The organism is Paenibacillus sp. sgz302164 (assembly GCF_056120505.1).
This window is the reverse complement of record NZ_JBVYOL010000011.1, coordinates 200,178-222,835: the sequence shown is the minus strand read 5'-3', so window position 1 is coordinate 222,835 and position 22,658 is coordinate 200,178. Positions and strand designations below refer to the sequence as shown.

Annotated in this window: 20 protein-coding genes and 1 pseudogene; 7 read left to right on the top strand and 14 right to left on the bottom strand. The window is 48.4% G+C overall.

All coding sequences use genetic code 11. The features are described 5' to 3' along the window. Positions 1-42: 42 nt before the first annotated feature. From AC0LWT_RS19805 to isdC, 6 genes are all read right to left on the bottom strand, one after another. The gene (locus AC0LWT_RS19805) at positions 43-444 is read right to left on the bottom strand and encodes a hypothetical protein (RefSeq protein WP_474682980.1); all 402 of its coding nucleotides are present in this window, start codon (positions 442-444) and stop codon (positions 43-45) included. A gap of 359 nt (positions 445-803) precedes the next feature. Beyond that, complete coding sequence (locus AC0LWT_RS19800) at positions 804-1,580, bottom strand: ABC transporter ATP-binding protein (protein WP_474682979.1); 777 nt, start codon at positions 1,578-1,580, stop codon at positions 804-806. Beyond that, positions 1,570-2,553 (bottom strand): FecCD family ABC transporter permease, encoded by a 984-nt coding sequence (locus AC0LWT_RS19795; protein ID WP_474682978.1) that lies wholly within the window; start codon positions 2,551-2,553, stop codon positions 1,570-1,572. Before AC0LWT_RS19795 ends, AC0LWT_RS19800 begins: the two co-directional genes overlap by 11 nt. A gap of 45 nt (positions 2,554-2,598) precedes the next feature. Continuing rightward, positions 2,599-3,519 (bottom strand): heme ABC transporter substrate-binding protein IsdE, encoded by a 921-nt coding sequence (gene isdE / locus AC0LWT_RS19790; RefSeq protein ID WP_474683035.1) that lies wholly within the window; start codon positions 3,517-3,519, stop codon positions 2,599-2,601. Between the two features lie 29 nt (positions 3,520-3,548). Then, complete coding sequence (locus AC0LWT_RS19785) at positions 3,549-4,664, bottom strand: S-layer homology domain-containing protein (protein ID WP_474682977.1); 1,116 nt, start codon at positions 4,662-4,664, stop codon at positions 3,549-3,551. Next, complete coding sequence (isdC, locus tag AC0LWT_RS19780; RefSeq protein ID WP_474682976.1) at positions 4,661-5,365, bottom strand: heme uptake protein IsdC; 705 nt, start codon at positions 5,363-5,365, stop codon at positions 4,661-4,663. Before isdC ends, AC0LWT_RS19785 begins: the two co-directional genes overlap by 4 nt. A gap of 1,048 nt (positions 5,366-6,413) precedes the next feature. Here isdC and AC0LWT_RS19775 point away from each other — a divergent pair. The 6 genes from AC0LWT_RS19775 to AC0LWT_RS19750 all read left to right on the top strand — a co-directional run bounded on the left by AC0LWT_RS19775 (position 6,414) and on the right by AC0LWT_RS19750 (position 12,959). Further along, a complete protein-coding gene (locus AC0LWT_RS19775; protein ID WP_474682975.1) occupies positions 6,414-7,364 on the top strand; it encodes an ABC transporter substrate-binding protein in 951 nt (316 codons plus the stop codon). 4 nt (positions 7,365-7,368) lie between these two features. Next, on the top strand, positions 7,369-8,367 hold the full coding sequence (locus AC0LWT_RS19770; RefSeq protein WP_474682974.1) for a FecCD family ABC transporter permease: 999 nt from the start codon (positions 7,369-7,371) through the stop codon (positions 8,365-8,367). Beyond that, entirely contained in the window at positions 8,364-9,491 is a 1,128-nt protein-coding gene (gene isdG / locus AC0LWT_RS19765) for a heme oxygenase (RefSeq protein WP_474682973.1), read from the top strand. The genes AC0LWT_RS19770 and isdG overlap by 4 nt, the downstream gene beginning before the upstream one ends. 389 nt (positions 9,492-9,880) lie before the next feature. Then, entirely contained in the window at positions 9,881-10,564 is a 684-nt protein-coding gene (gene rpiA, locus AC0LWT_RS19760; protein ID WP_474682972.1) for a ribose-5-phosphate isomerase RpiA, read from the top strand. Positions 10,565-10,688: 124 nt separating this feature from the next. Continuing rightward, positions 10,689-12,641, top strand: coding sequence for an ATP-dependent DNA helicase (locus AC0LWT_RS19755; RefSeq protein ID WP_474682971.1), 1,953 nt, complete (start codon positions 10,689-10,691; stop codon positions 12,639-12,641). Positions 12,642-12,662: 21 nt separating this feature from the next. Further along, entirely contained in the window at positions 12,663-12,959 is a 297-nt protein-coding gene (locus AC0LWT_RS19750) for a DUF6509 family protein (protein WP_474682970.1), read from the top strand. Between the two features lie 862 nt (positions 12,960-13,821). Here AC0LWT_RS19750 and AC0LWT_RS19745 read toward each other — a convergent pair. The 8 genes and pseudogenes from AC0LWT_RS19745 to AC0LWT_RS19710 form a co-directional block, all read right to left on the bottom strand. Then, positions 13,822-14,070 (bottom strand): hypothetical protein, encoded by a 249-nt coding sequence (locus AC0LWT_RS19745; protein WP_474682969.1) that lies wholly within the window; start codon positions 14,068-14,070, stop codon positions 13,822-13,824. A 152-nt stretch (positions 14,071-14,222) separates the two neighbouring features. Next, a complete protein-coding gene (locus tag AC0LWT_RS19740; protein WP_474682968.1) occupies positions 14,223-14,432 on the bottom strand; it encodes an Imm70 family immunity protein in 210 nt (69 codons plus the stop codon). Between the two features lie 43 nt (positions 14,433-14,475). Further along, positions 14,476-14,841 (bottom strand): hypothetical protein, encoded by a 366-nt coding sequence (locus tag AC0LWT_RS19735; RefSeq protein ID WP_474682967.1) that lies wholly within the window; start codon positions 14,839-14,841, stop codon positions 14,476-14,478. Between the two features lie 319 nt (positions 14,842-15,160). Beyond that, a complete protein-coding gene (locus AC0LWT_RS19730; RefSeq protein ID WP_474682966.1) occupies positions 15,161-15,676 on the bottom strand; it encodes a hypothetical protein in 516 nt (171 codons plus the stop codon). 87 nt (positions 15,677-15,763) lie between these two features. Continuing rightward, positions 15,764-16,084: pseudogene (locus tag AC0LWT_RS19725) on the bottom strand (RNase A-like domain-containing protein); the annotation flags it as partial. 12 nt (positions 16,085-16,096) lie between these two features. Next, positions 16,097-17,095 (bottom strand): hypothetical protein, encoded by a 999-nt coding sequence (locus AC0LWT_RS19720; protein WP_474682965.1) that lies wholly within the window; start codon positions 17,093-17,095, stop codon positions 16,097-16,099. 139 nt (positions 17,096-17,234) lie between these two features. Further along, the gene (locus AC0LWT_RS19715; RefSeq protein WP_474682964.1) at positions 17,235-18,968 is read right to left on the bottom strand and encodes a S8 family peptidase; all 1,734 of its coding nucleotides are present in this window, start codon (positions 18,966-18,968) and stop codon (positions 17,235-17,237) included. Between the two features lie 101 nt (positions 18,969-19,069). Further along, a complete protein-coding gene (locus tag AC0LWT_RS19710) occupies positions 19,070-19,492 on the bottom strand; it encodes a hypothetical protein (protein ID WP_474682963.1) in 423 nt (140 codons plus the stop codon). Positions 19,493-19,886: 394 nt separating this feature from the next. Between AC0LWT_RS19710 and AC0LWT_RS19705 the strand changes: the two genes are divergently transcribed. Beyond that, complete coding sequence (locus AC0LWT_RS19705; RefSeq protein ID WP_474682962.1) at positions 19,887-22,130, top strand: helix-turn-helix domain-containing protein; 2,244 nt, start codon at positions 19,887-19,889, stop codon at positions 22,128-22,130. Positions 22,131-22,658: the final 528 nt, after the last annotated feature.

Genomic DNA, 22,658 nt, shown 5'->3' with positions numbered 1-22,658 from the left:
CACCTCGGCAGATTGACTTTTCAGCGTGTCGCAGACACGATATTATTTCCAGTGAATGGTAAGATTGTAAGTCTGTGAATGAGGTCCGGCATTCACATAAAGCTGTGTGTCAATGTCTTCCGACGGATCGGAGTTAGTGAAAGTGAACACCGAGTTGCCGCTGGCATTAATCGTTTTAGAAGCAGTGACAAACGTGCCGGAGCCATTGTCAGCTTTCAAATCCCCATAGTTGTCGCCCGACAGCGTGATGGTAACTGTCGTTCCTGTTACGTCTGCAGAACCGACGATATATCCGTCTACATGGGAATTATAAGGAGATGTGGCGCTTCCGTTGTAGTAGAATTGATACGATTTACTTGCAGCGAAAGCAGGAACTGCAAAAGCCAGCACAAGAACAAATACCAACATCATCATCGAGAAAGATTTTTTAATGGACAAATTCATTTAACAAACACTCCTTCATCATTGTTTATGTTTACTGCGGAATGACCCCGTGCAATTCTGTCGTTGCAAATCTCTTTCAAGCAATGTGGTTAACCAAGCCCCCTTCCACCGGGTACTCGTGAATGCCACGAAAACACTCGCTATTCAAAGATAATGATAATCATTATCAGTGATGTTGTAAAAAAAAAGCTTCTGTGGCTGAGACGATCCGATCAGGCCAATAATCGCTGTCTCTTCACTGTCAGAGCATCGAAGATGTGTGCACCATCTGCCGACACCCCTATATTACTATATACGACCCAAAACTTGTCAACCTCTTTTTATCATTTCTTCAAAATAATCCTATGTTAAATTTTACCTTAAATACCTATAGGGATGACGTTGATCCCGGCTTCCTCATCCGCCCTGACGACAGACCTCACCCCATAGACAGACCGGATCGTTTCTGCCGTAATAATATCGCGAGGAGCGCCTTGCAAATGGACACGACCTTCCTTCATCACTACGATATCGTCGCTATACCGGATAGCCTGATTAATATCATGCAGCACCATCACGATCGTCAATCCGTGCGACGCGTTTAAACTCCGAATAAGCTCCAACACCTCGAGCTGGTAGTAAATGTCCAGAAATGTAGTGGGTTCGTCCAGAAATAAAACGGGTGTTTGCTGGGCGAGCGCCATCGCAATCCACACCCGCTGCTTCTCGCCGCCTGACAGCTGATCCAGGGCAGCTTCCCGCTTCTCAAGCAAATTGGTGCAGTGCAGCGCCCAGTCCACGGCCTTTTCATCCTCTTCCCCATGCATCGAGAACAGCCCTTTATGCGCACTACGGCCCAAATGAACCAGCTTCTCCACAGTCAAGTCGAGAGGCGCTTCATTTTGCTGATGGACCACAGCAAGCTTCCGGGCAAGTTCCCGTGGCTTATAGCCGGCAATCGCCTTGCCGTCCAAAATAACTTCTCCGCTGCACGGCTTATAGTTTTGGGACATCACGCCAAGCAGTGTCGATTTGCCGCAGCCGTTAGGTCCGATGATCGTCGTAATTTTGCCGTGCCGAAAACTGCAATTGATCTCTCGGAGTTGAAGCCGCCCAAGCTTCGGCTCATACGAGAAGCTTAGCTGCTTAATGTCCATAGACGCGATCACTCTTCCTGAGTAAAAATATTAAAAACGGCCCTCCGATAACGGCCATAATAATCGAGGCCGGAATTTCCGCAGGGGCAAGTACGGTGCGGCCCAGCGTGTCCGCCGTCAATATCAGAAGCGCTCCCGCCATTGCCGAAAACGGGATCAGCAGCTTATGATCCGAGCCGACGAGCAGACGGGCGATGTGAGGGACAAGCAAACCGACAAACACGATTAAACCGCCGATCGCAGTTGCAACAGCAGCGAGCAGCACAGCGACGGCTGAAATCCACAGACGGGCTTTGGACACGTTGAGTCCCGCATTTTTGGCGGATTTGTCCTGCAAAGCGAGCAAATTGCACCAAGGGCTCACGATCCACGCTAACAAGAGCCCGATTACGCCATCAAACAGCATAATCCGGACATCTCCCCAATTTTTCATCGTGAAGATGGAGGTCACCGCCTGATTAATGCTGGTAACCGCATAGCTGCCACGATAGTTGAATGACTGCCCCAACCCGCTGAAAGTAGCATTAATGGCAATGCCGACGAGAATGATGCGAATCGGGTTCAAGCCGGACTTCCACGCGAATGAATAGACGAGAAAGCAAGCCAGAGCTCCGCCCAAACAAGCGAATAAAGGCATCCAAAAAAACAGATTCGGAAAAATGGATACGGTGAGAATGGAAACAAAACCCGCTCCCGAGGAAATTCCGATCACGCCGGCATCCGCCAGTGAGCTGCGCATGACCGCCTGAAGCAGTACGCCGGAGACGGCCAGCGCCGCCCCTACAAGCGATGCCACAATTATGCGAGGCAGCCGCAGATCGCGTATGACCTCCACCTGCTTGTCAGTTCCCGTCAACAATCCATGGAGCAGCCGTGACCCGCTCACCTGAATGCTGCCCGTGCAGGCGGAATAGATCAAGACCGCGAGGAGGAGCACAATGACTCCCGATATACTCCATACTTTTTTATTCATCTCAGGCTTCCTTCGTTAGTAGTTGACGCATGTTCAGAGATTCGTTCAGGGAAACAACATTTTTACCGTTGCATCAAGTGCTTCCCCTACAGCAAAATTTCCCGTAGTTTGGAACAGTTCTTCCGGCAAGTCATACACCCTGTTATTTTGCACAGCGGAAAAATGCTTCCAAATATCGTTCTTCTTAAACTCCTTATCGAACATTTTGACGACTTCCTCCGGCATACCGTGGGCGGCACGCAGAATCACATCCGGGTTCGACTTCTGCAAATATTCCGTGTTGGAAGCCAAATATTCCACCTTTTCGCCTTCCACGACATTTTTTCCGCCCGCCAGCCTTACCAGGTCACCGATATAAGAGTTTTCCGTCGCAACGAGATAACTGCCCGGCACGCCAAGCAAAATAAGCACCTTCGGCTGCGGTTTGCCTTCGATTTGCTGTTTGATCTGTTCAACCTTGGCCTTGTACCCGTCTACCAGAGCACCCGCTTGATTTTGCCGCCCGTACCGCTCTCCCATATCGAGAATCGCTTTGTTCATTTTGTCCAGGCTGGTGAAATCCAGAAAGTTGGCTTCCAGGTTGGCATTTTTAAACATCGGAGCAAGGTCGTATTCAAGCGTTGTTACGGACAATATTTCCGTCGGCTCAAGCGATTTGACGATCTCCATATTGGGGGCCATCGGGTTTCCGACCTTGGTCACTCCATCGTAACGTTTGGGCAAAACCTTCGAGCTCGTAGGAATTCCGACCAAATCCAGATCCAGCGCATCGGTGAATTGGGCTGCCGCCACAGTCGTCGATACGATCCGGTGTTTCCCGGCGTCGGCCGCGGCCGGTTCCGCAGTCTGCGCGTTTGACGCAGCCGGCACTTCTCCGCTTGGCGGCTCGCCAGCTGCCGAATTGCCGGCGCAGCCCGACAAGAGTAGAGCCATCGCAAGGAATGAACCGCTCATCCATGTTTTCATATGCATGCTAACTGGACCGCTCCTTTCGATCATTTCGCGCCTTTGATCAGCGCCATGATCAGACTGACGGCCTCGGCCCTCGTCGCGCTTTCATCAGGAGCGAACAAATTGTTGTTCCTTCCGCTAATGACCCCCGCTTGATAGGCTGCTGCTACTTCCGCTTGCGCCCATTTCGGTATCAGATTCGCATCCGACAAGGGCGGAAGCGCATTGGCATCCACCTTCAGCTTCAACGCGCGAACGACGATGACCGCCAGCTCGGCCCGGCTTATTCTGCGGTCGGCACGGAACGAACCGTCATCGTATCCTCCGATAATGCCCGCTTCGACGACGGAGGCCAGATCAGGCTTAACCCATTCGGGAATGCTCGCCGCATCTGTAAAGCTGAGCGGCTGCCTCCCTGCTTCAAGCTTCAACGCCCGGCTCAGTATCGCTGTGAATTCCGCCCGGTTAATTTCGCCATCGGGGCGGAAAGTACCGTCTTCATACCCGTTTACGACATTGAGCCCTACAGCCTGCTCCACGGAAGCCCGCGCCCAATGATTGTCCAGATCCGGGATGCTCGCGACGGCCGGTTTCACTTCCTTGCTTGGCGGCTGGGCGGTGCTCCCCGGAACTGCCTTGAGCGTCGATTTATCGAAAGTCAGATCGATATCGTATTCGTGATCGTAGAGAAACTCGGAGCTGACCTGCCAATAAATTTTTACCCAGCCCTTAACCGTAGCCGTCAAGTCTTTGACCTCGAACTGCACGGTGCGCGTATTGCTCTGTTCGTCGGAAGCGACCACCTCCGGCGATGCCAAACTTCCTGCGGTTTCAAGTTTGAAACCCGTTATTTCCTTGCTTTGTTTCAGCGTAATCTGAACAAACATTTTCCCGCCCTTGACCAACAGCCGGCCGGGATTTACGACATATTGCTGCATGACCGATACTTGATCGGTATTGAACTTATGGAATTCGTAAGCCATGCTGTAGGTGCCGTCGGCAATGCCGTGCGGATTAGAAGCGACGGTAGTGGCGCTGACCGTTGAACTTCCTAGCCCGCCAGCAGGTTCCAGCGCATGGGCAAGCGGATTTTGAGCGGATGCGAGTAAAGTAAATATCACTGCCGAAGCGGATACGGTTTTTAAAAAGCGTGAGTTCAACTTGATCTCTCCTCCTTGGTTTTTTTAACTTTTAGCTGGTAGACAACAAACAAGCCCGAAACGGCTAACATGCCTGCCAAAAGCGCGATAGGGGCTTCGTCTCCGGTTTGCGGATTCGTGACTGCTGTATTTGCTTGGATGGAATTCGTTTTGTTGGAGTTCGTTTGGACGGATTCTGTTTTGACGGGGGGCGTTTTGCTACCGGATGTATCTTTATTTTTCGTTTCGCCCTGCGCAGCTCCGGACCCCTTAAGCGATTTTTGATCAAACATAAAGCGGATCGTATAATCGTGGTCATAATCGATCTCCGGCACCGTTACGTGAATTTTCGAAAGCAGCGGTTTGCCGAGGTCTTCGATCTTGAACTGAACCACACGCGTATCCCCGCCCTTATCGCTTTGGATTACCTCTGCATCAGGAAAATCGCCGCCCTTCGCCGTTTTGAATGCGGTGATCCATTTGCTGTGATTGATTTGAATTTTGCCGGTAATTTCCCCGTTGTTCACCTGCAGCACAGCCGGCTTTTCAAAATAATCATTAGCCATGGAGACGGACTCGTTCTCGGCTTTTGTAATGACATAGTCGATCTTGTATGTGCCGTCCGACAGGCCGGAAGCCGCCTGGGCAAAGGGTGCAGTCGGCATGTGCAGCATCCACAACAGCGCTATGACATACAACGGTAAAGTCAACCTCTTCTTCATCGCCTTGCTTCTACCTCCAACTCTATTATTCGAAAGATAATGATTATCATTCTCGACGGGTTGATAATATCCTACTCTTTTGGAAAATGTCAACTCCTTTTTATCATCACATCTGGGTAATCATTCCAAAAATATGTTGACAATGATATTCATTCTCATTTAAATTTAATGTTGAGAATGATTATCGATTCACTGCTTATGCCACCGGCGGCGTGGGGGCTTTTGGAGCGACTAAGCCGAGGAGGCCAGGATTGAGGGGCGGAACAAGCAGCCGTTCATGAAGCGGCCCAGCGGGGCGAAAGCCTGTAAAAGTGCAGGCTGCCCGAAAAGTCGCGACACTCAGTTAGGGCTATGGGAAGCAGCGAGGGCCCTAATTGGAGGGACAGCCGCTTTTTCTGGGCGCACACCTCCTTGTGAGGTCGCGGAACTGAACAAATGGCCAGGAGGCATCGTGCTAGGGAAAAAACCTGCGAAAGTGCAGGTTTTTCCTCCGAACTTGGCTTATTTTAGCGAAAAGCCTGCAAAAGTGCAGGAATTTTTGCTGAAAGTGAGCCTGAGCCCCTGTCCCCGCTGAAAAGCCTGCACATTTGCAGGAATTGTTCGTGGCCAGCGATCAAGGACGCAGATTCCTGTATTTTTGCAGGTTTTCTTCGAGCAGCCGGGCAGATTGTAGTTATCGCCACTGACGCGGGGTTTTTCAACAGGCTTTTACAGCGTAAGCGGCAGAGTTGATGAGAAAGCCTGCAAAAGTGCAGGAATTTTCGCCCGAGATGGATCCGAGCCCGGGTTTAGGCGGCAAAGCCTGCGCATCTGCAGGAATATTATGCTGCAAGGCAATCAGTGGGCCAAAAAGCTGCACATTTGCAGGTTTTCTGCGGAATTGCCGAGCAGAAGCGCTAACTCTAGCGGGGCGAGTCGAACGGCCGATGCTGCTGATCGGCGAACTGCCCCGAAAATAACTGGCGATGCCCCCATTTTCATCCTCATAGGTGCCGATCGGCTCCGGCGGATGGGGAGCTTTTGCAGCAATGACAGGAGGATTAGGTTCTTGAGAAATACAGCGTTTTTAAGTCCCATATTAGCGCTCTTGCTCCTCTCGGGCTGCGGGCAGCCTTCCGGAGAAGGATCCGCAGCTGCGGCATCCTCCGCCTCGCAAGCGGTGACCGTCAAGGATTTTGCCGGGAGAAGCGTTTCATTTAGCGAGGTGCCGAAAAAAGTAGCTGCGCTGAGCAACGGCGAATTGGATATTGTATACGCGCTGGGGGCCGAAGTAGTCGGCAGACCTGCCTCCACCTCGCCCGTGTGGGTAAAAGAAGCGGAAAAAGCTTTGCCGATCGGCTCCGCCCACGGTATCGATCTGGAAAAAATCGCCCTGCTCAGCCCCGATGTCGTGCTCGGCAACAATCCGATGAACAACAAGGATATACCGTCCGTCGAGTCTCTCGGCGCCAAAGTCGTGCTCTCGTCGGCCAATTCCATTGACGATATTAAGAAGCAGATTCAGCTTATCGGGCAGCTGCTGCAAAAAGAAACCAAAGCGGCCGAACTCATCAAGGGAATGGATGAAAAGCTGCAAGCTTATGCGGCCAAGGACGGCGCTCCCAAGCCCCGGGTTCTGCTCGTCTACGGGGCTCCCGGCACGTATATGGCTGCGCTGAACAATTCGTTAAGCGGGGATATTTTGGCCAAGGCCGGCGGGGACAACATTGCGGCTGATTATCCGAAGTTGGAAAGCTACCCCCAGTACGCGCAGCTCAATTCGGAAAAAATCGTAAAATCGAATCCGCAGCTCGTGCTGCTGATGAGCCATACGAACCCGGATCAGGTAAAAGAAGGCTTCATGAAGGAAATGTCGCAACATGCAGCCTGGAGCAGCCTGGATGCGGTCAAAAACAACCGGGTCGAGGTACTTCCCGCCGATCTGTTCGGAACGAACCCGGGAACGCGAGTGACAGAATCGCTTGAAATTTTGCATAAGCTGCTGCAGTCGGTGAAATAAACCTATGAATCTGGAGCAGCGCAGTTTTCGCCGAAAATGGGGGTTCGTTATCGCTCCCGTCCTCGTGCTTGCCGTTACTTTCTATGGCCTCACTTACGGCTCCGTCCCGATTTCGCTTCATGAAATTTGGGAGGTGTTTACCTCCGCCGGCGGGGCGCTTCAGCATAAAATCGTGATGAACCTCCGGCTTCCCCGCGTGCTGATCGGGCTGCTCGTCGGAGCCTGTCTTGCGGCATCGGGCGCGCTCTTGCAAGGCGTCATGAAAAACCCGCTCGCAGATCCGGGCATCATCGGAGTGTCCGCCGGCGGAGGACTGGCTGCGATCATGTCCATGATCGTATTTCCGCAGCTCAGCTTCCTGCTGCCTGCGCTTGCTTTTGCCGGAGCTTTCGCCACATCGGTGTTCATTTACTTATTGGCTTGGAGCAAAGGCTCTTCACCGCTGAAAATCGTGCTGGCCGGCGTTGCCATCAACGCGCTGCTGGGCGCCATCACCAACGGGTTCATGGTGATTTACAGCGACAGGGTGCAAGCTGTCCTCCCCTGGCTGTCCGGCGGTCTTAACGGCAAAAGCTGGCATCATTTATCGTTCATGGCCCCTTATGCGATTGCAGGCCTTGTGCTGTCCCTGTTCGCCATTAAACCGGCCAACCTGCTGCTGCTTGGAGACGATGCTTCCAAACTGCTCGGACAGAAGGTCGAATTTCAGCGGTTTTTGCTGATTCTGCTCTCCTCCCTGCTGGCAGGAGCCGCCGTCAGTGTCGCCGGCCTGGTCGGCTTCGTCGGTTTGGTGGTCCCTCACGCCGTCCGGCTTTTGGTCGGGGGCGATTACCGTTTTTTGCTCCCATTGTCCGTTGCGGGCGGGGCTGTTTTGGTCGTATTTGCCGATACGTTGGCCCGTTCGGCCTTTGACCCTATCGAGCTTCCGGTCGGTATTCTGCTGGCCGTGCTGGGTGCGCCATTCTTTTTATACTTGCTGAAGAAACGGGGAATGTCGGGATGAGCGCTGTCGAAACGAAGCAAATCGAATTAGCTCTCGGAGGTTTTGAGCTGCACGATCTGTCTGTGTCGTTCCCGGTCGGAAAAATGACGGCCATCGTCGGCCCGAACGGTTCCGGAAAATCCACACTGCTCAAAATCATCAGCCGGCTGCAGCAGCCGGACAGCGGAGATGTCGACGTATACGGCCGATCCATTAAAGCCTACAGCTCCTTGCAGTTCGCTCAAACGGTAGCCATGCTTACCCAATCCAAAGAGCAGCTGCCCGAACTAACGGTCAGGGAGCTGGTTGCATACGGACGCTCGCCCTACAAGCGGCTGTTTGACCGCATGAGCCGGGCCGATCATGAAATCGTGGACTGGGCGCTTCAAGCGACCGGCACCGCAAGAAATGAAAACCGCATGTTTCATACTTTATCGGGAGGTGAGCAGCAAAAAGTACGGATCGCCATGGCTTTGGCTCAACAAACAAATATTCTCCTGCTGGATGAACCGACGACTTATCTGGACATTGCCCATCAGTTGGATGTGATGGAGATGCTGCAGGCGGTTAACCGGGACTACAAGCTTACCATTGTAATGGTGCTCCACGATCTTCAGCAGGCGGCAGCTTACTGCCATTACATGATTGCCATGAAACGCGGCAAGGTCGTTCAAACGGGTGAACCGAAGGAAATGTTGACCAGCCGGTTTTTGCAGGAAGTCTATCACATTGATGCCAGGGTCAAGTTCGAAGACGACTACCCTGTTATTATTCCAATGAAACCCAAACCCAAGGAGGAATTATCCATGATTATCGTAACCAACACTTCGCAAATCAGGAAAGGCGAGGCTCACAAACTGATCGAGCGCTTCGACAAGGTAGGCAAGGTCGAATATATGGAAGGCTTTCTTGGCCTGGAAGTGCATTTGACGGAAAGCATGAAGGAATACGATGAAGTCAGCGTCGTGACGCGCTGGAACTCCAAGGAAGATTTTAACGCCTGGACGAAAAGCGATGCTTTCCGGGAATCCCACTCCCATCGGACCATACCTGAATACATCATTTCGAACAAAATTACATTTTATGAAGTGAAAATCGTCCGCAACCCGATCACAACAGGCGATGTTTCTTCATCCGCCAGCTAATCAACCGATCCTTTGGCCGTGCAGATCTGAACGCTGCACGGCCATTCCGCGCTTTTGTCCCGCTTCGGACCCGCCATAGAATTGACCAACCCCGTAAAAATTTGCCCCGTGGCTTTGCATCCTTCTCTTTTGAACAAGTTCGCCTTTTTCGCTTCGGTGGAACAAATTCCACCGTCTGCTCGGCGCCTATTTATCTCAATATTAAATATTTTAATTTTAAGATAATTGAGCAAAACTTGTGCCGAAGAGGTAAAATACAATCATGAACATGATTTCAATTGATCCGGCATGCCAAAGCGAAACGGGACACCTTCGCGCTGGGTGAAATATTTTCTCCGGAACGGCTACAATAATTAAGGAAGGAATTCATCAAAGGAGAGGACAAAACTATGGACGGGAAACAAGCTGCAGGCGAGAAAGCCGCGGAATACGTGCAAGACGGAATGCGGATCGGACTCGGTACAGGTTCAACCGCTTATTGGACTATTCGCCGAATCGGCGAAAGGGTGAAAGAAGGGCTGCGCATCCAGGCTGCGCCGACCTCGAAGCAAACCGAGCGGCTGGCCCGCGAATGGGGAATTCCCCTGCTGGAGCTTTCCGAAATTACCGCTCCGCTTGATATTACGATCGATGGCGCGGACGAGGTGAACCCTCGTTTCGATCTGATCAAAGGCGGCGGCGGCGCGCTGCTGCGGGAAAAAATGATCGCCTCGTACTCCGCCCGCTTCATTGTCGTCGTCGATGAGACGAAAATGGTCCAGGCTTTGGGGGCGTTCCCTTTGCCGGTTGAAGTCGTTCCCTTCGGCTGGGAGCTTACCGCCAAGCGAATCGCCGATATGGGCTGCACGCCTGTATTGCGGAAGTCGGATCAAGCTCCGTTCGTTACAGATAACGGAAACTATATTTTGGACTGCCGTTTTTCGGCGATCCATTCCCCTTCCGAATTGAACAGCCGGCTCAATATGCTCCCGGGAGTCGTTGAAAACGGTCTGTTCGTCCAAATGGCCGATTTGGTCATTACCGGCCATCCGGACGGCACGGCCCAGGTCAAACAAAGCGGCGGAAAGCTGTAAGCGGGAAGGCTCGGCGCCTTCATTCGCAGGAGTATGAACGGTGATTGATTATTTTCTTTGCTTTTATTGCAGCAGCATGTGATAATATACTGTTCATTACTACGATCATGGAGGCACGGCCACAGTGGAGCGGTATCCTTTTAATTATGAGCATTCCAAGCCTTTCATTCAGCAGGTGGGCGAATGGGTTGCGGATGTGTTTTACGATATATTGCCGGAATCCGGCTTTGAGGTGCGCGACGAGCAGATTTATATGGCGTTCCAGCTGGAACGGGCGTTTGCCGAGAAGCAAACGATTTTCGCAGAAGCGGGAGTCGGGACGGGAAAAACGCTCGTATACTTGCTGTATGCGATCTGCTACGCGCGCTATATGAAAAAACCGGCGGTTATCGCCTGTGCGGACGAATCGCTGATCGAGCAGTTGGTCAAGCCGCAGGGCGATCTTGCCAAGTTGGCGCAGCATCTGAATTTGACGGTTGATGCGCGGCTGGCCAAATCCCCCGATCAGTACGTATGCCTGCAAAAGCTTGACAGCGCAAGGTTCGGGTACGAGGATGTGGAGCTGTACAAAGACCTTTACGACCGTTTGCCGGATTTCGTTCATTCTTATGAGGCTCTGCAGTCGTTCTACGCCTACGGCGACCGGAAGGACTATCCGCATATGGACGATACCGCTTGGAACCGAATCGGCTGGGATTCCTTCCAGGATTGCTTCGTCTGCGACAAACGGCACCGCTGCGGGCAAACGTTGTCGCGCGACCATTACAGGCGCGCTGCGGACTTGATCGTCTGTTCGCACGATTTTTACATGGAGCATGTGTGGACGTATGAGGGCCGGCGCCGGGAAGGCCAATTGCCGCTGCTGCCGGACCACTGCGCCGTCGTCTTCGATGAAGGCCACCTGCTGGAATCCGCCGCGCAAAAAGCGCTGACGTACAAGCTCAAGCATGCCGCATTCGAAGAGCTGATCACCCGCCTGTTAAAAGGGGAGATCCGCGAATCATTGGCTATGCGGATCGACGAGGCGATCGAGCAAAGCGAGTCGCTTTTCGCTCTGCTGGAACGCCAGTGCAAGCCGATAGCCGGCTCGAATCTGCTGCAGATCGAGGTCAGCGATTCGCTGCTGCGCGAGATCGATTTGTTTTGCGCTTTGCTCGCGACCATCGAGGAGGAGCTTGTGTTTGAGAGCGAGCTTTTCACGCTCGACGACTACCAGCTTCGCATCGTCGAAGAGCATATGGAGATGATGCAGAAGGCGCTGCAGCTGTTCCGGCAGAAGGAAAATCCGATCTGCTGGGCGTCGAAAAGCATAACCGGCCTCACCCTCGTCATCATGCCGAGAACGGTAAAGGAAGTGCTGAAAGAACGGGTCTTCGCTTCCCGGATGCCGATCGTATTTTCTTCGGCTACGTTGTCTGTCGACGGCTCCTTTGACTTTGTCGTGAACAGCCTGGGCGTCAAGCGCTACCTGTCCTTCACCGTCGATTCGCCTTACGATTACCGGCAGCGAATGAGCGTCGTCGCTCCCAAATGGCCTTCGGGCGCCGGGACATTCGCGGAAAAAATGCAAGCCGCCGCACAATTGCTGGCGCGTACGGAAGGCAGAGCTTTAATCCTGTTCCGGACACAGGAGGAATTGCAGCGTTTTAAAAAAGAAATCGCCTGCTTCCCGGAGTGTGCGGATATGCGCTTCCGGTTCGAGGGAGACGGCGAAATCAGCCATTTGATCGCGGCGTTTCAGCAAGACGAGCCCAGCATCCTGTGCGCGGTCAGCTTGTGGGAAGGGCTGGACGTGCCCGGGCCGTCGCTGTCCAATGTAATCGTGTGGTCGCTGCCTTTTCCGCCGCACGATCCGGTCTTTATGGCGAAGCGCCAGGCGGCGGCGGACCCTTTTGCAGAGGTGGATCTGCCCTATATGCTGCTGCGCCTGAAGCAGGGCATCGGCCGCCTGATCCGTACCCGCGAGGATAGCGGGATTATCGCGATACTAGGCGGGGAGCTGCACGAATCGGCAGCGCTGCGCGCTCACGTTGAAGCGCTGCTGCCGGAAGGCGTGCTTTTGCAGGAATCATTTTGAATAGAAGAGAGATGAACATTTATGCTGACCATTACCGGATATACGGTCGAATTTATTAAAGACCCATTCGGCATTTTGAACGGAAAGCGGTACGAGTTCCTGATCGATATCGAGGTTCCGGAAGACGACGAGCTGTATACGGACAAAGGCCTGTACGTGCGGGTCATTTACAGCGTGGAGGAAAGCCGGGAGGGCATCGTGAAGCACGAGATTTTTGAAAAAAGCACGGAGCAGCTGCTTGATTTCGAGCTGGAAAACGACGAGGAAGCCGTCGTAGCGGCTTTTTGCAAGGAACACTTCTCCGAAGCGGAGGAGTGAAAGCCGCGTGCGGGGCGGCGACGATGCGAAGCCGCGCGCGGGGAGCTGCGGGCNGAAAACGACGAGGAAGCCGTCGTAGCGGCTTTTTGCAAGGAACACTTCTCCGAAGCGGAGGAGTGAAAGCCGCGTGCGGGGCGGCGACGATGCGAAGCCGCGCGCGGGGAGCTGCGGGCGGGGCAAGGCCGGCGGCATGCAGCGCAATACCGCGCGCGGGGAGCTGCGCGGCGCGGCAAAACCGGCGCGCGGCAACTTTTACGCAGCCGCGGCTTTGTGAAGAGGCCGGCTGGGCGACACGCCCACCCGCCGGGCAGCGCCGCAACGCGCGTCGTGAGAGGCGCGCATTGGGAAAAACCTGCAATTGTGCAGGTTTTTTCTATGTAAATGGCCCATTTGGAGAAAAAGCCTGCAATTGTGCAGGAATTTCCGATCAGGAGGGCCCCAGGTTCAATTATTTGCAAAAAAAACTGCACAATTGCAGGAATATTTCGAAGCCGGCGCATCCATGAGCAAAAAGATGTATTTTTGCAGGTTTTCTGCGCTTGGCCAGTGACTTTTGCGTTCTAGCATTGACATGATGGATTCATTATGAGGGATTGCTCTGCTTACGAACAGGTGTGATTGGTTTGACGCTTACATTCTTCAATCTCAAGGACATATTTATAGTATTTGGTTTTAAAGAGGCTCCGGATCAAGCCGCGGCACTATCGTTTGCTAGATTCGCATTTCAAAGGTTACATTTTTTCTTGACAGTCTCAAATTAATGCATTGTTTAACCATTTCTCATCCATGTAGAAAAAACTCTCCATGCTCACATATCTGCGAACATGGAGAATCAAATCTAAAGAAAGAATCGCAAAATTTTTTATGATAACCCCCGTATAATAACTTCAATCAATAATTTAGGTTTATCAGCATTTAAAACCCGCATACCGTGAGTTTTGACAAATTCCTTCACAAAATCCCATTCCTCTTTTTCAAGCAACAACTCTACTTCCCTTAAAAGTCCTTTAATATGTTCTTCATCTTCAGTATTCTTATAGTTATTCACCACCTCGAGTGTTTCTTCAAAATTTACACCCGGAATTAAGTAACTTTGCCACGCTAATCCCACTTTCCTAGAATATTGGAAAAGAAGTTAAAATATAAAAACCCACATCAATATTCGGATCTCTTTTTATGTCCTTTCAACTCGTGCAAATCAAGCATTGGATTAGGTCAAAAGAAAAGGGTGTTTATTAATATCCAACACCCACGAATTACAAACTATAGACCTTCGATTTCTAAGTTACACTTTCGTTGATTGGCTTGTTCTATGGCTTTAACCATAACTTCAAACAAGTTTTTCCCTTCGCTAGTAACGAAATAATCAGATAAATTTGTGATATCAGTACTTATCTTATCGCCCCAAGGGGGCTTTTTTGATAAATCATCTATATCCCAAATTACTTTATCAGGACCGTAGTTCTTTAACAAAATTCGTATCTCATCTCATTCGTCATGGACTCTCGAAGAAGTATCATTGTAGTCTATCAGGTCCTCGTTTCTCCCATAGTTTCTCTACTTCTCCTGGTATTTGTTTTTTCAGTTCTGAGTAAAGACCCCTATAAAAATTATTAATTTCTTCTACCAGATCATCATAAAAACAGTGTATATTTTGCCAGTAAGGATTTGATTTAGCGCCGGTAACATCGGACTTCAAAATTGAACTATAAATCATATTTCCTTGACGAGTAAAATGATATACTGGACCTCCTTGTTCTGGTACTTGATAATTGAAAGAGCTGAAATTTGAAACTTGCAATTCTTTCAACAGCATTTTAAATATGTCTGTCCAATCAAAAATATCTACATCATCTGGTCCGAAATAGCCCATACTAGGCATTTTTTTTATACTTCTTATTGGATCATCAGGGAAACTTATTTAATAACTTCCCGATAATATTTTTTGTCCTATTTTTTCCATATTTCTTATATAAACCTTGAATTTCCGAATTAACCTCCCAATCATTTAGCTTCATCTCTAGCTCTGCAAGTTTTAATTCTTGAGTTATGTTTGTTTTAATACCATTTTTTTCCAATTCTTCGAAAAATTCTATTAGCTGTTCAATTGAGAATGTTCCACCGCCGTTAATTCCATCTAGATATTCTTTAAAAAAGTATATTATCGTTTGAAAATTACTCTTGTTGATATCAGTACCTCTTCATAAAAATTCAGAAAATTTAGCATGCCAGTGAGAAAAAATATTTGGTGCTTCTTTCATGATTTCTTTTAAAAAAGACTCTTTGAATTCATTAAATGCGTTTATAAAGTCTGGGTAGCTGAACTCTACATGAATCCAATTAGGGTCACCCTTACCACCGAGTATAGATTCTATAATTGAAAGATAAATATTGTCATCTTGCTTTTCAAATTTATATGCCGGTTTTCCTTGTTCTCCCCCTTCTATGATAAAAATCTTATGTCCTATATTAAATGACTTAAGCATCTTTGTAAGCATTTCAATCCAATATCCGATGCATACATCATCTGCTGAAGCTACTCCCATATGTGGGACTACTCTTCCTGATATTTTAATGCTTAATTCCCCATGAACATGGGTCATAACAGTGTCATTTAAAAATTCAATTGGTAACTCTCCTCCTTTTCCTTTTCTTTCTTTTGAGGGCATTGAAGTATCGTATGTCCAGAGATTATTAAATTCTATTCTTATCGTCATATATATTTCCCCTTAATATAGCAGGTAAAGTCATATTAGACCTTACCTGCTATATTTTATGTGTTTACAAAATACTAAAATTAGAAATTAAAAAACAGGATAACTGGTAATAATTTTAAACCCCAACTCCATTGTTGAGTCTTTTACTATAAACATTCTAGACTGTGTTAAACCGTAAGTAATATGCTGAGAACCTGCTTGCGCACCGTATCCAATTTCGTAACTATGAGAACAGTTGACTATAAGGTAGCTTTGATTTGAGGAATCATTTAAATAAGTTTCAATTTTTCCTGCATTTTTTCGAAGATTCTGTTGGACAGCCTTTATCGCAGTACTTTTATCAGTAAAAGAAGTTACATTTTCTACTTCTGTAACAGCTCTATTTATTAATTCATTATTTGTCATAGAAACATGTTTTTTTTAAGTATGTCCTCCTGCTGCTTCCATCCGATCAAGAATGTCATCAGCAACATTTCGAATCTTATATCCGAGCGTTTCCTTAAGTTTAGCTACGCTAGCTTTAACTATCCCTTGTGATCGAGCAGCCATCTTACCCGATATGAATGAAACTCCAGACATGGCTGCTGCTCTTGCTAATTCCTCTACAGCAGCTGTTCCTAAGGCAGCACCGCCAGCACCCGTTGGACTAGCCGCTAATGCCATTGCTCCCATCGTACCAGAGTTAATTAAAGCCTGAGCTGCTGCCGCGGCACTTCCCGCCGCAGCCATTGTATATGCCGCAGTAAAAACAGTATCCGTAAATGCCTTCGCTCGCATGTAATAGTAGTTATCTTCTGGCGCAGTTTTTCGTGATATCCATTGGGCTGCTCCAAAATAGACATTATCGTCTACTCCATAAGCAATACCTAGAGTAAGCATCCTTTTATCTTCGTCCGTTAATTCAGACGGATCAATTCCGACTTTATCATAAAACATAGTAATTAGTTCGTTCTTTTTGTCTTCAATGGCTTGCTGAATATCTTTGATACTGGGTAGCGCCATTGTTTCGACCGATGCTACCGATATACCTCCAGCTTGCCCAGGTGCACCAGCGTAGACGGCTCCAGTACTATACCAACTTCCACTAGTTAATAAGTATTCATTCCACTGTGTTTCACTACTGCGTTTTGCTATTGCTTTAATGGACTTCGTACTTTCTCCGGCACTTCCACCAATGTCAGAAAGATATACATCCACACTTTCTCCAAATGGATCGTTATAAGTAAATTTATACCAATCTGGTTTAGCTATATTATTAGATCCATCATAAGCAACAACACCGCCAAGTGCATTACCAATTAACTGTTTTTCTGAGGAAGTAAATGTTGAAAGAACGTCATAATTAGAGTAATACTTCAAAGTACTCATGAAAAGATTAAACTTACCGATATTTGATGCGGGAAGCTGACTAGATGGCATCTTGCTTAGGTTTCTAAAAGTGTCTTTAAATGGTTGCCACCCTATAGTTTCCTTAAGTCGTATAAAACAATAGGTAAGCGCATCGTTATGATACTTACCTACTGCAAAGGTCTTATCATAACTCCATTGCGAATCCGTTTTATAAGAATTCCGAAGGACCAGTCATCATAATAGTTCGCATCAAAAGCTGATTTTTGATCCAAGGTTGGCTCCATAAAATCGGGTTACCTGCCCAAGCCCATGCTCCACCGAGATCATTACGTGTTGATCGGATCTCTATCTTCTGACCGGTGTAAGGGGGGGTTCCCGTTAAATCTTTGTACGATAGGTATGCAGCATCCAAATGATTTAACCATCTCGTGAGATTACTTGAATTAATGACATTTAAATCATAAGATTCAAGATTTGTAAAAACATAACTACCGTCTTTTCGATATAATACTTCTGGGCCATCATAAGGTGTTTTGGGTTGCTGGTATAATTCATGCCTATTCCAAGAATTTGTGCTATCCGTGTACCATACTAACTGCACTAGGTATATCGATCCAGGATCTAAGTCTTTTACGTTATATGTACCGCTTGCTGTAGACCAAGTTCCGGAAATATCGTACCATTTTTCCCTTTTATAATCATAGTAGAATAAACCATTTCCGTATTGTCCGGATATTGGGAATGTTGCATTTACAGTCATAGATGTCGCATTCAAATTGCTGATAGTTAATGATGGTGTTGCTTGAGAACTAATAGCGCTAGTTCTCTGATAAGTTGTTTCTGTTACGCCATAAGTTGCTCCCGTAACTGAGATCGGCTGTGGGTACATGGAGTCGGGCATAGCAGGTATGGTTTTTAACTTCAAAATTCCGTTTTCTACCAATTGCTGCTCTAGCGATAAATCATCTCTATCTGCTGATTCGTCATCCCTGAACGTATAAGGCAGATTTCCTGAATTAGTTAAACTATTATTAACCTGAATCATTGTTTCGCTATTAACTTTACCAACCAACGTTGAGAGCCTTAAACCATTTGTCATAATCCTATTTTTTACAGTTTGGTAGTTTAATTCTGGCTCCTTGGAATATAGTAATGCTGCAGTCCCAGCTACAAAAGGAGCTGCCATTGATGTACCACTTAAAAAGCCGTACTTATTATTAGGTAATGTACTCATGACACTAACACCAGGAGCTGCAATATCCACTCCCGTTCCATAATTAGAAAATTGGGCCAATGAACCTTTATTGTTTATTGCTGCAACTGAGATATTGTTAGGAATATTAAAACTTGCAGGGTAAAAGGGTCTATTTGATATGTCTTGGCCATTGTTACCAGCAGCACTGACAAAAAGAATACCCGAATTCTGCATAGCATCTAACAATGCTTGGTTGTATTCGAATCCCCCCCAACTAGCGTTTATTATCTTTACACCCATTGTTTTTGCGTATTCGATTGCTTCTATTGCATCTGAAGTATAACCGGAATTGCCGTTAATAAATTTAAGAGGCATAATCTTAACGTTAGGTGCAATACCTATAATTCCTTCATTATTTGTTCCGGCTGCGATTATTCCAGCAATATGTGTGCCGTGAATATCAGATGAATCACCATCAAAAACCGTGTTGTCTTTATTTACAAAATCATAGCCATTTATATCATCAACATAACCATTACCATCATCGTCAATGCCATTCCCAGGGATTTCTTTCGAATTTATGTATATATTATCTTTTAAGTCGGTATGAGTAATATCAATACCACTATCAAGTACACCAACTACAACATTAGAATCCCCAGTGGTGATATCCCACGCACTTGTCGCTCCTAAGTCAATACCGGAATAGCCACTCTGCCCTGATATATTTTGTCCACTATTTAACAATGCCCACTGACTACTAAATAACGGATCAGACGTCGCGACGGTAGTTTGCAGTTTATAGTTCTTTTGTGCATACTCTACGTTAGGATCTTTCTTAAATTCTTCTATAACTTATTAATATCTTCTTGTTCGTCAAGTGAAAGTAACTCAGTCTTCTTATTGAATTTATTCGATTTTCCTTTCACCTTCTTTTTATCTATTGTATCCAGCGCATTTAATTGAAACTTCTTCATCACTTTTGTTTTACTGGATTCAGCTTTTGTTTCATCTTTAAACTTGACTATTAGTTCAGGAATTTTTCTTTCCAAACTGTTAATTTGTTTGGAATCCATTTTTTCAGCACTTGCTTCTTCTTTGACATTAGGTTCGGTCGGCTTTTGTTTGCGATAATTTTTAATCTCTTCACTTAGTGGAATTGGTAATGTCTTATTATTTTGCGCCGCTACAATTCCGGAATTTACAAACACGAAGATTACGATTAATGAAAGCATGAATAATTGCCTAGTTAGTCTCTTATAGGATTGCATCTTTACACTCCTTTTATTTACAATGATTTTTAAAAAATTGTACATAAATTAAAAATCTTCATTTGGCTTTTTTAATAAAAAACACCCCATTTTTATATAATTATGCAAAGAATTCAGCATTCATCATTATACCTATTTTGTATATTATTGTATTTAGCGAATTTTGTCGAAAATTACTGAATTGTTTGTACAATCTGTGAAAGATCCCCGCCCTCCCCTGCTCTCCCCGACCCTGCTTTGTCCCGCCTTGTCCTCCCGCTTTCCCCAAAACTATTTCGCCCGCGTCGACTCGTTTCATGACAATAAAATCTTAACATCCCGAAAACACAGGGAAAACATAGCGGCTCATAATGAAGGAGGAAGGTTTTGGTTTTAAGCGAAGGAGGACGCGTGTGTGAATAAGTCATGGTACAAACAGTTGCTGCTCTCGTACTCCCCCATTTTATTCATCGCCCTGTCCGTCATGATCCTGATCACGGTTATTTGCGTCAGCGAAGTGTTCAAGCAGGAAGCCGAAAAAGCAAGCCGGATTTCCATGCAGGTCGTGACGGATACCATACAGACGACGCTAAAAGAAATTGAATATAACGTTGCGGAAGAAGTGAACACGAACCAGCAGATTCAGCATTTTTTTGAGCGTACGCGAACGGGTAACTCCGGGTTTGTGCTCTACGATACATCCATGGAGCTTAAATCGTGGCTGCGTAAAAATTCTTTTATTGATTCGGTTTATTTGTACCGTGCGTCCGACGGACTCGTGCTGACACCGGGCTTGACGGACAAGCTGTCCAGTTTTCCCGATCGCGCTTTTATTGAAGAAGCGGCTGCCAAGCCGTCTCTTGATGAACGCAAGTGGTCGCCTGTCCGACTTTACAGGGAAAGCGAACTGGATTCGGGGAAACAGGTCATTTCTCTTTACAAAAACGCCCTCCTCCCGTTCGGGAATGACGGGTTGTTCGTCGTCAATGTGCGGGCGGATTCGCTCATCGGCCTGGCCCAGCGCATGATCAATCATGACATTACGCATTTGGAAATTTGGAGCGATGGAGTGCGTATTGACGCACCACAGCCAAACGGACTGCCGGGAGAGCAAAAACTCAGCGGCAAAATCGTAACGAACTACCTCTCCGCTTATACCGGCTGGCGGTTCGTCAGCGGATTGAAAGCATGGCCGATGCTGGGCGGGCCTTCGTACTTATCGATCATCTGGATTGCCGCCGGGATCATCGTGTTTATCGTCAGCGGTATCCTTTTGGTCATCGCTACAAAACGAAACTACAAGCCGCTGGAGCAAATCGTAGAGCGCATGCAAACGATACATGCACCGGCTGCGGCTTCCGGCGGCAAGCAGGATGAATTCGATTTTATCGGCAAAGCGCTCGACAAGCTGATTGACCAGACCAACCTCTACGAGAAGCGCCATCTGGAAGACAGGGTCATTCGGAAAAAGCAGCTGTTCCAGGACCTGATTACGGGCGAACGGGCGATTGCCGCGCAGGAATGGCAGGAAAGCTTGACGGGGTACGGGATGAACCCGGATTTTGAGGGGTTTGCGGCCGCTATTATCGAAATCGATCACTATCCCGATGTACAAAAACAGTACAACTCCCGGGAAAGAAAGCTCGTGCGCTTCGAGCTGAGCCAAGTGCTTGGCGAGCAGGCCGAACGAAACGGGTTGAACGTCTGGACCGAGTGGGTAACGGGCCGCCGTTTGGCCGTACTGCACTTGACCTCCGGGGAAGTGGGCCATTTTTCGCATCTGCTGGAAGCTTTCCGTTCCTGGGCTTCAGAGCAGCCGGGGCTGACGGTTACTATCGGGCTGGGCAGTCAGGTGAAGGATTTGCCGGACATCCGCAGCACTTGGGACGAAGCGCAATTGGCGCTGCAATATAAAATGTCGTTCGGCACGAACCGGATTATCGCCTACGATAGGCGGCTGCTTCAGCAGGATGATGAGGCGGGCTACCGCTATTACGAAATCATTCGAGAGATCGTACAGCAATTCAGGCTGACCGCGCTGGTGTGGGAACAGGAATTTGACCGTTTGTTCGACCACCTGACCCGCTATCCGTACCAGGATAATCAGATCATCGGCATCATGCGCCGCCTGACGCATATGTTCAAGCGGGAATTCGAGGATTTCTCGGGCGAGGGAAGAGAGGCTTGGTGCGAGCAATTTTACCCGCGGATGCTGACCGTCCTGGAAGAAGCGGAAACCGTCGATGAATTCCGCAGCGGCTTCCGTCTTGTTTTAACCGAATGGTACCAGGAGTACGCCTTGATTCGGGAGTCCGGCCGTTATGCCGCCATCATGCACGAGATGAAAGCTTTTATCGAAGCCCATTACGGCAATCCGGATTTGTCCCTTCATTATTTAAGCGACAAGTTCACGGTGAACAGCCGCTACTTCAGCCAGCGGTTCAAGGATGAATTCGGCGTCAAATTTGTCGATTATTTAGTCGGCCTGCGGATGGATCATGCCAAGCGGATGCTGACCGAAACCGATGATATGGTGCAAAATATTGCCCTGCAGGTAGGCTACACGCATGCCATTTCTTTCGGACGCACTTTCAAAAAAGTGGTCGGCATCACTCCCGGCGATTACCGCCGTATCATGCAAACACAGGCGCAGCCGTAAGGCCGCGCAAGTGGCCCGCCCCGCGCGGCCTATACACCGCTCTGAGTGCCAGAGCGGCGGTCGGATCGTTCGAGAAAGTCCAGGCACTCGGTTGAGTGTGCCGGAAGGAGCCACCCGGGTATTGCCGGGGTCTGACCCACCGCCGGGCGAGACGCAGCGTTGGGATAGAACGCAGCTTAGCGGAGTTGCGTGAGGCGGGTTGGCAGGCCAGGCCGAGGGGAAAACCTGCAAAAGTGCAGGAATTTTCCACGGAAAAGGCCCATTTTAGCAAAAAGCCTGCGAAAGTGCAGGAATTTTCGACGAAAATGAGTTTTGAGCCCCTGCGTCAGTGAAAAGCCTGCACAATTGCAGGAATTTTACGCGGCCTGCGTATCTACGTGCAAAAAACTGCACTTTTGCAGGCTTTCTTCGCCCAAAGCCAGTCAGTTTGTGCTTATTGGCTCTGGCGGGTGGGGTTGCTCGACAACCTGACTTCTGCTGGCTTTCTTCGCGCAAAAACCAGTTTCAGTATTGTGCTATCGGATCTGG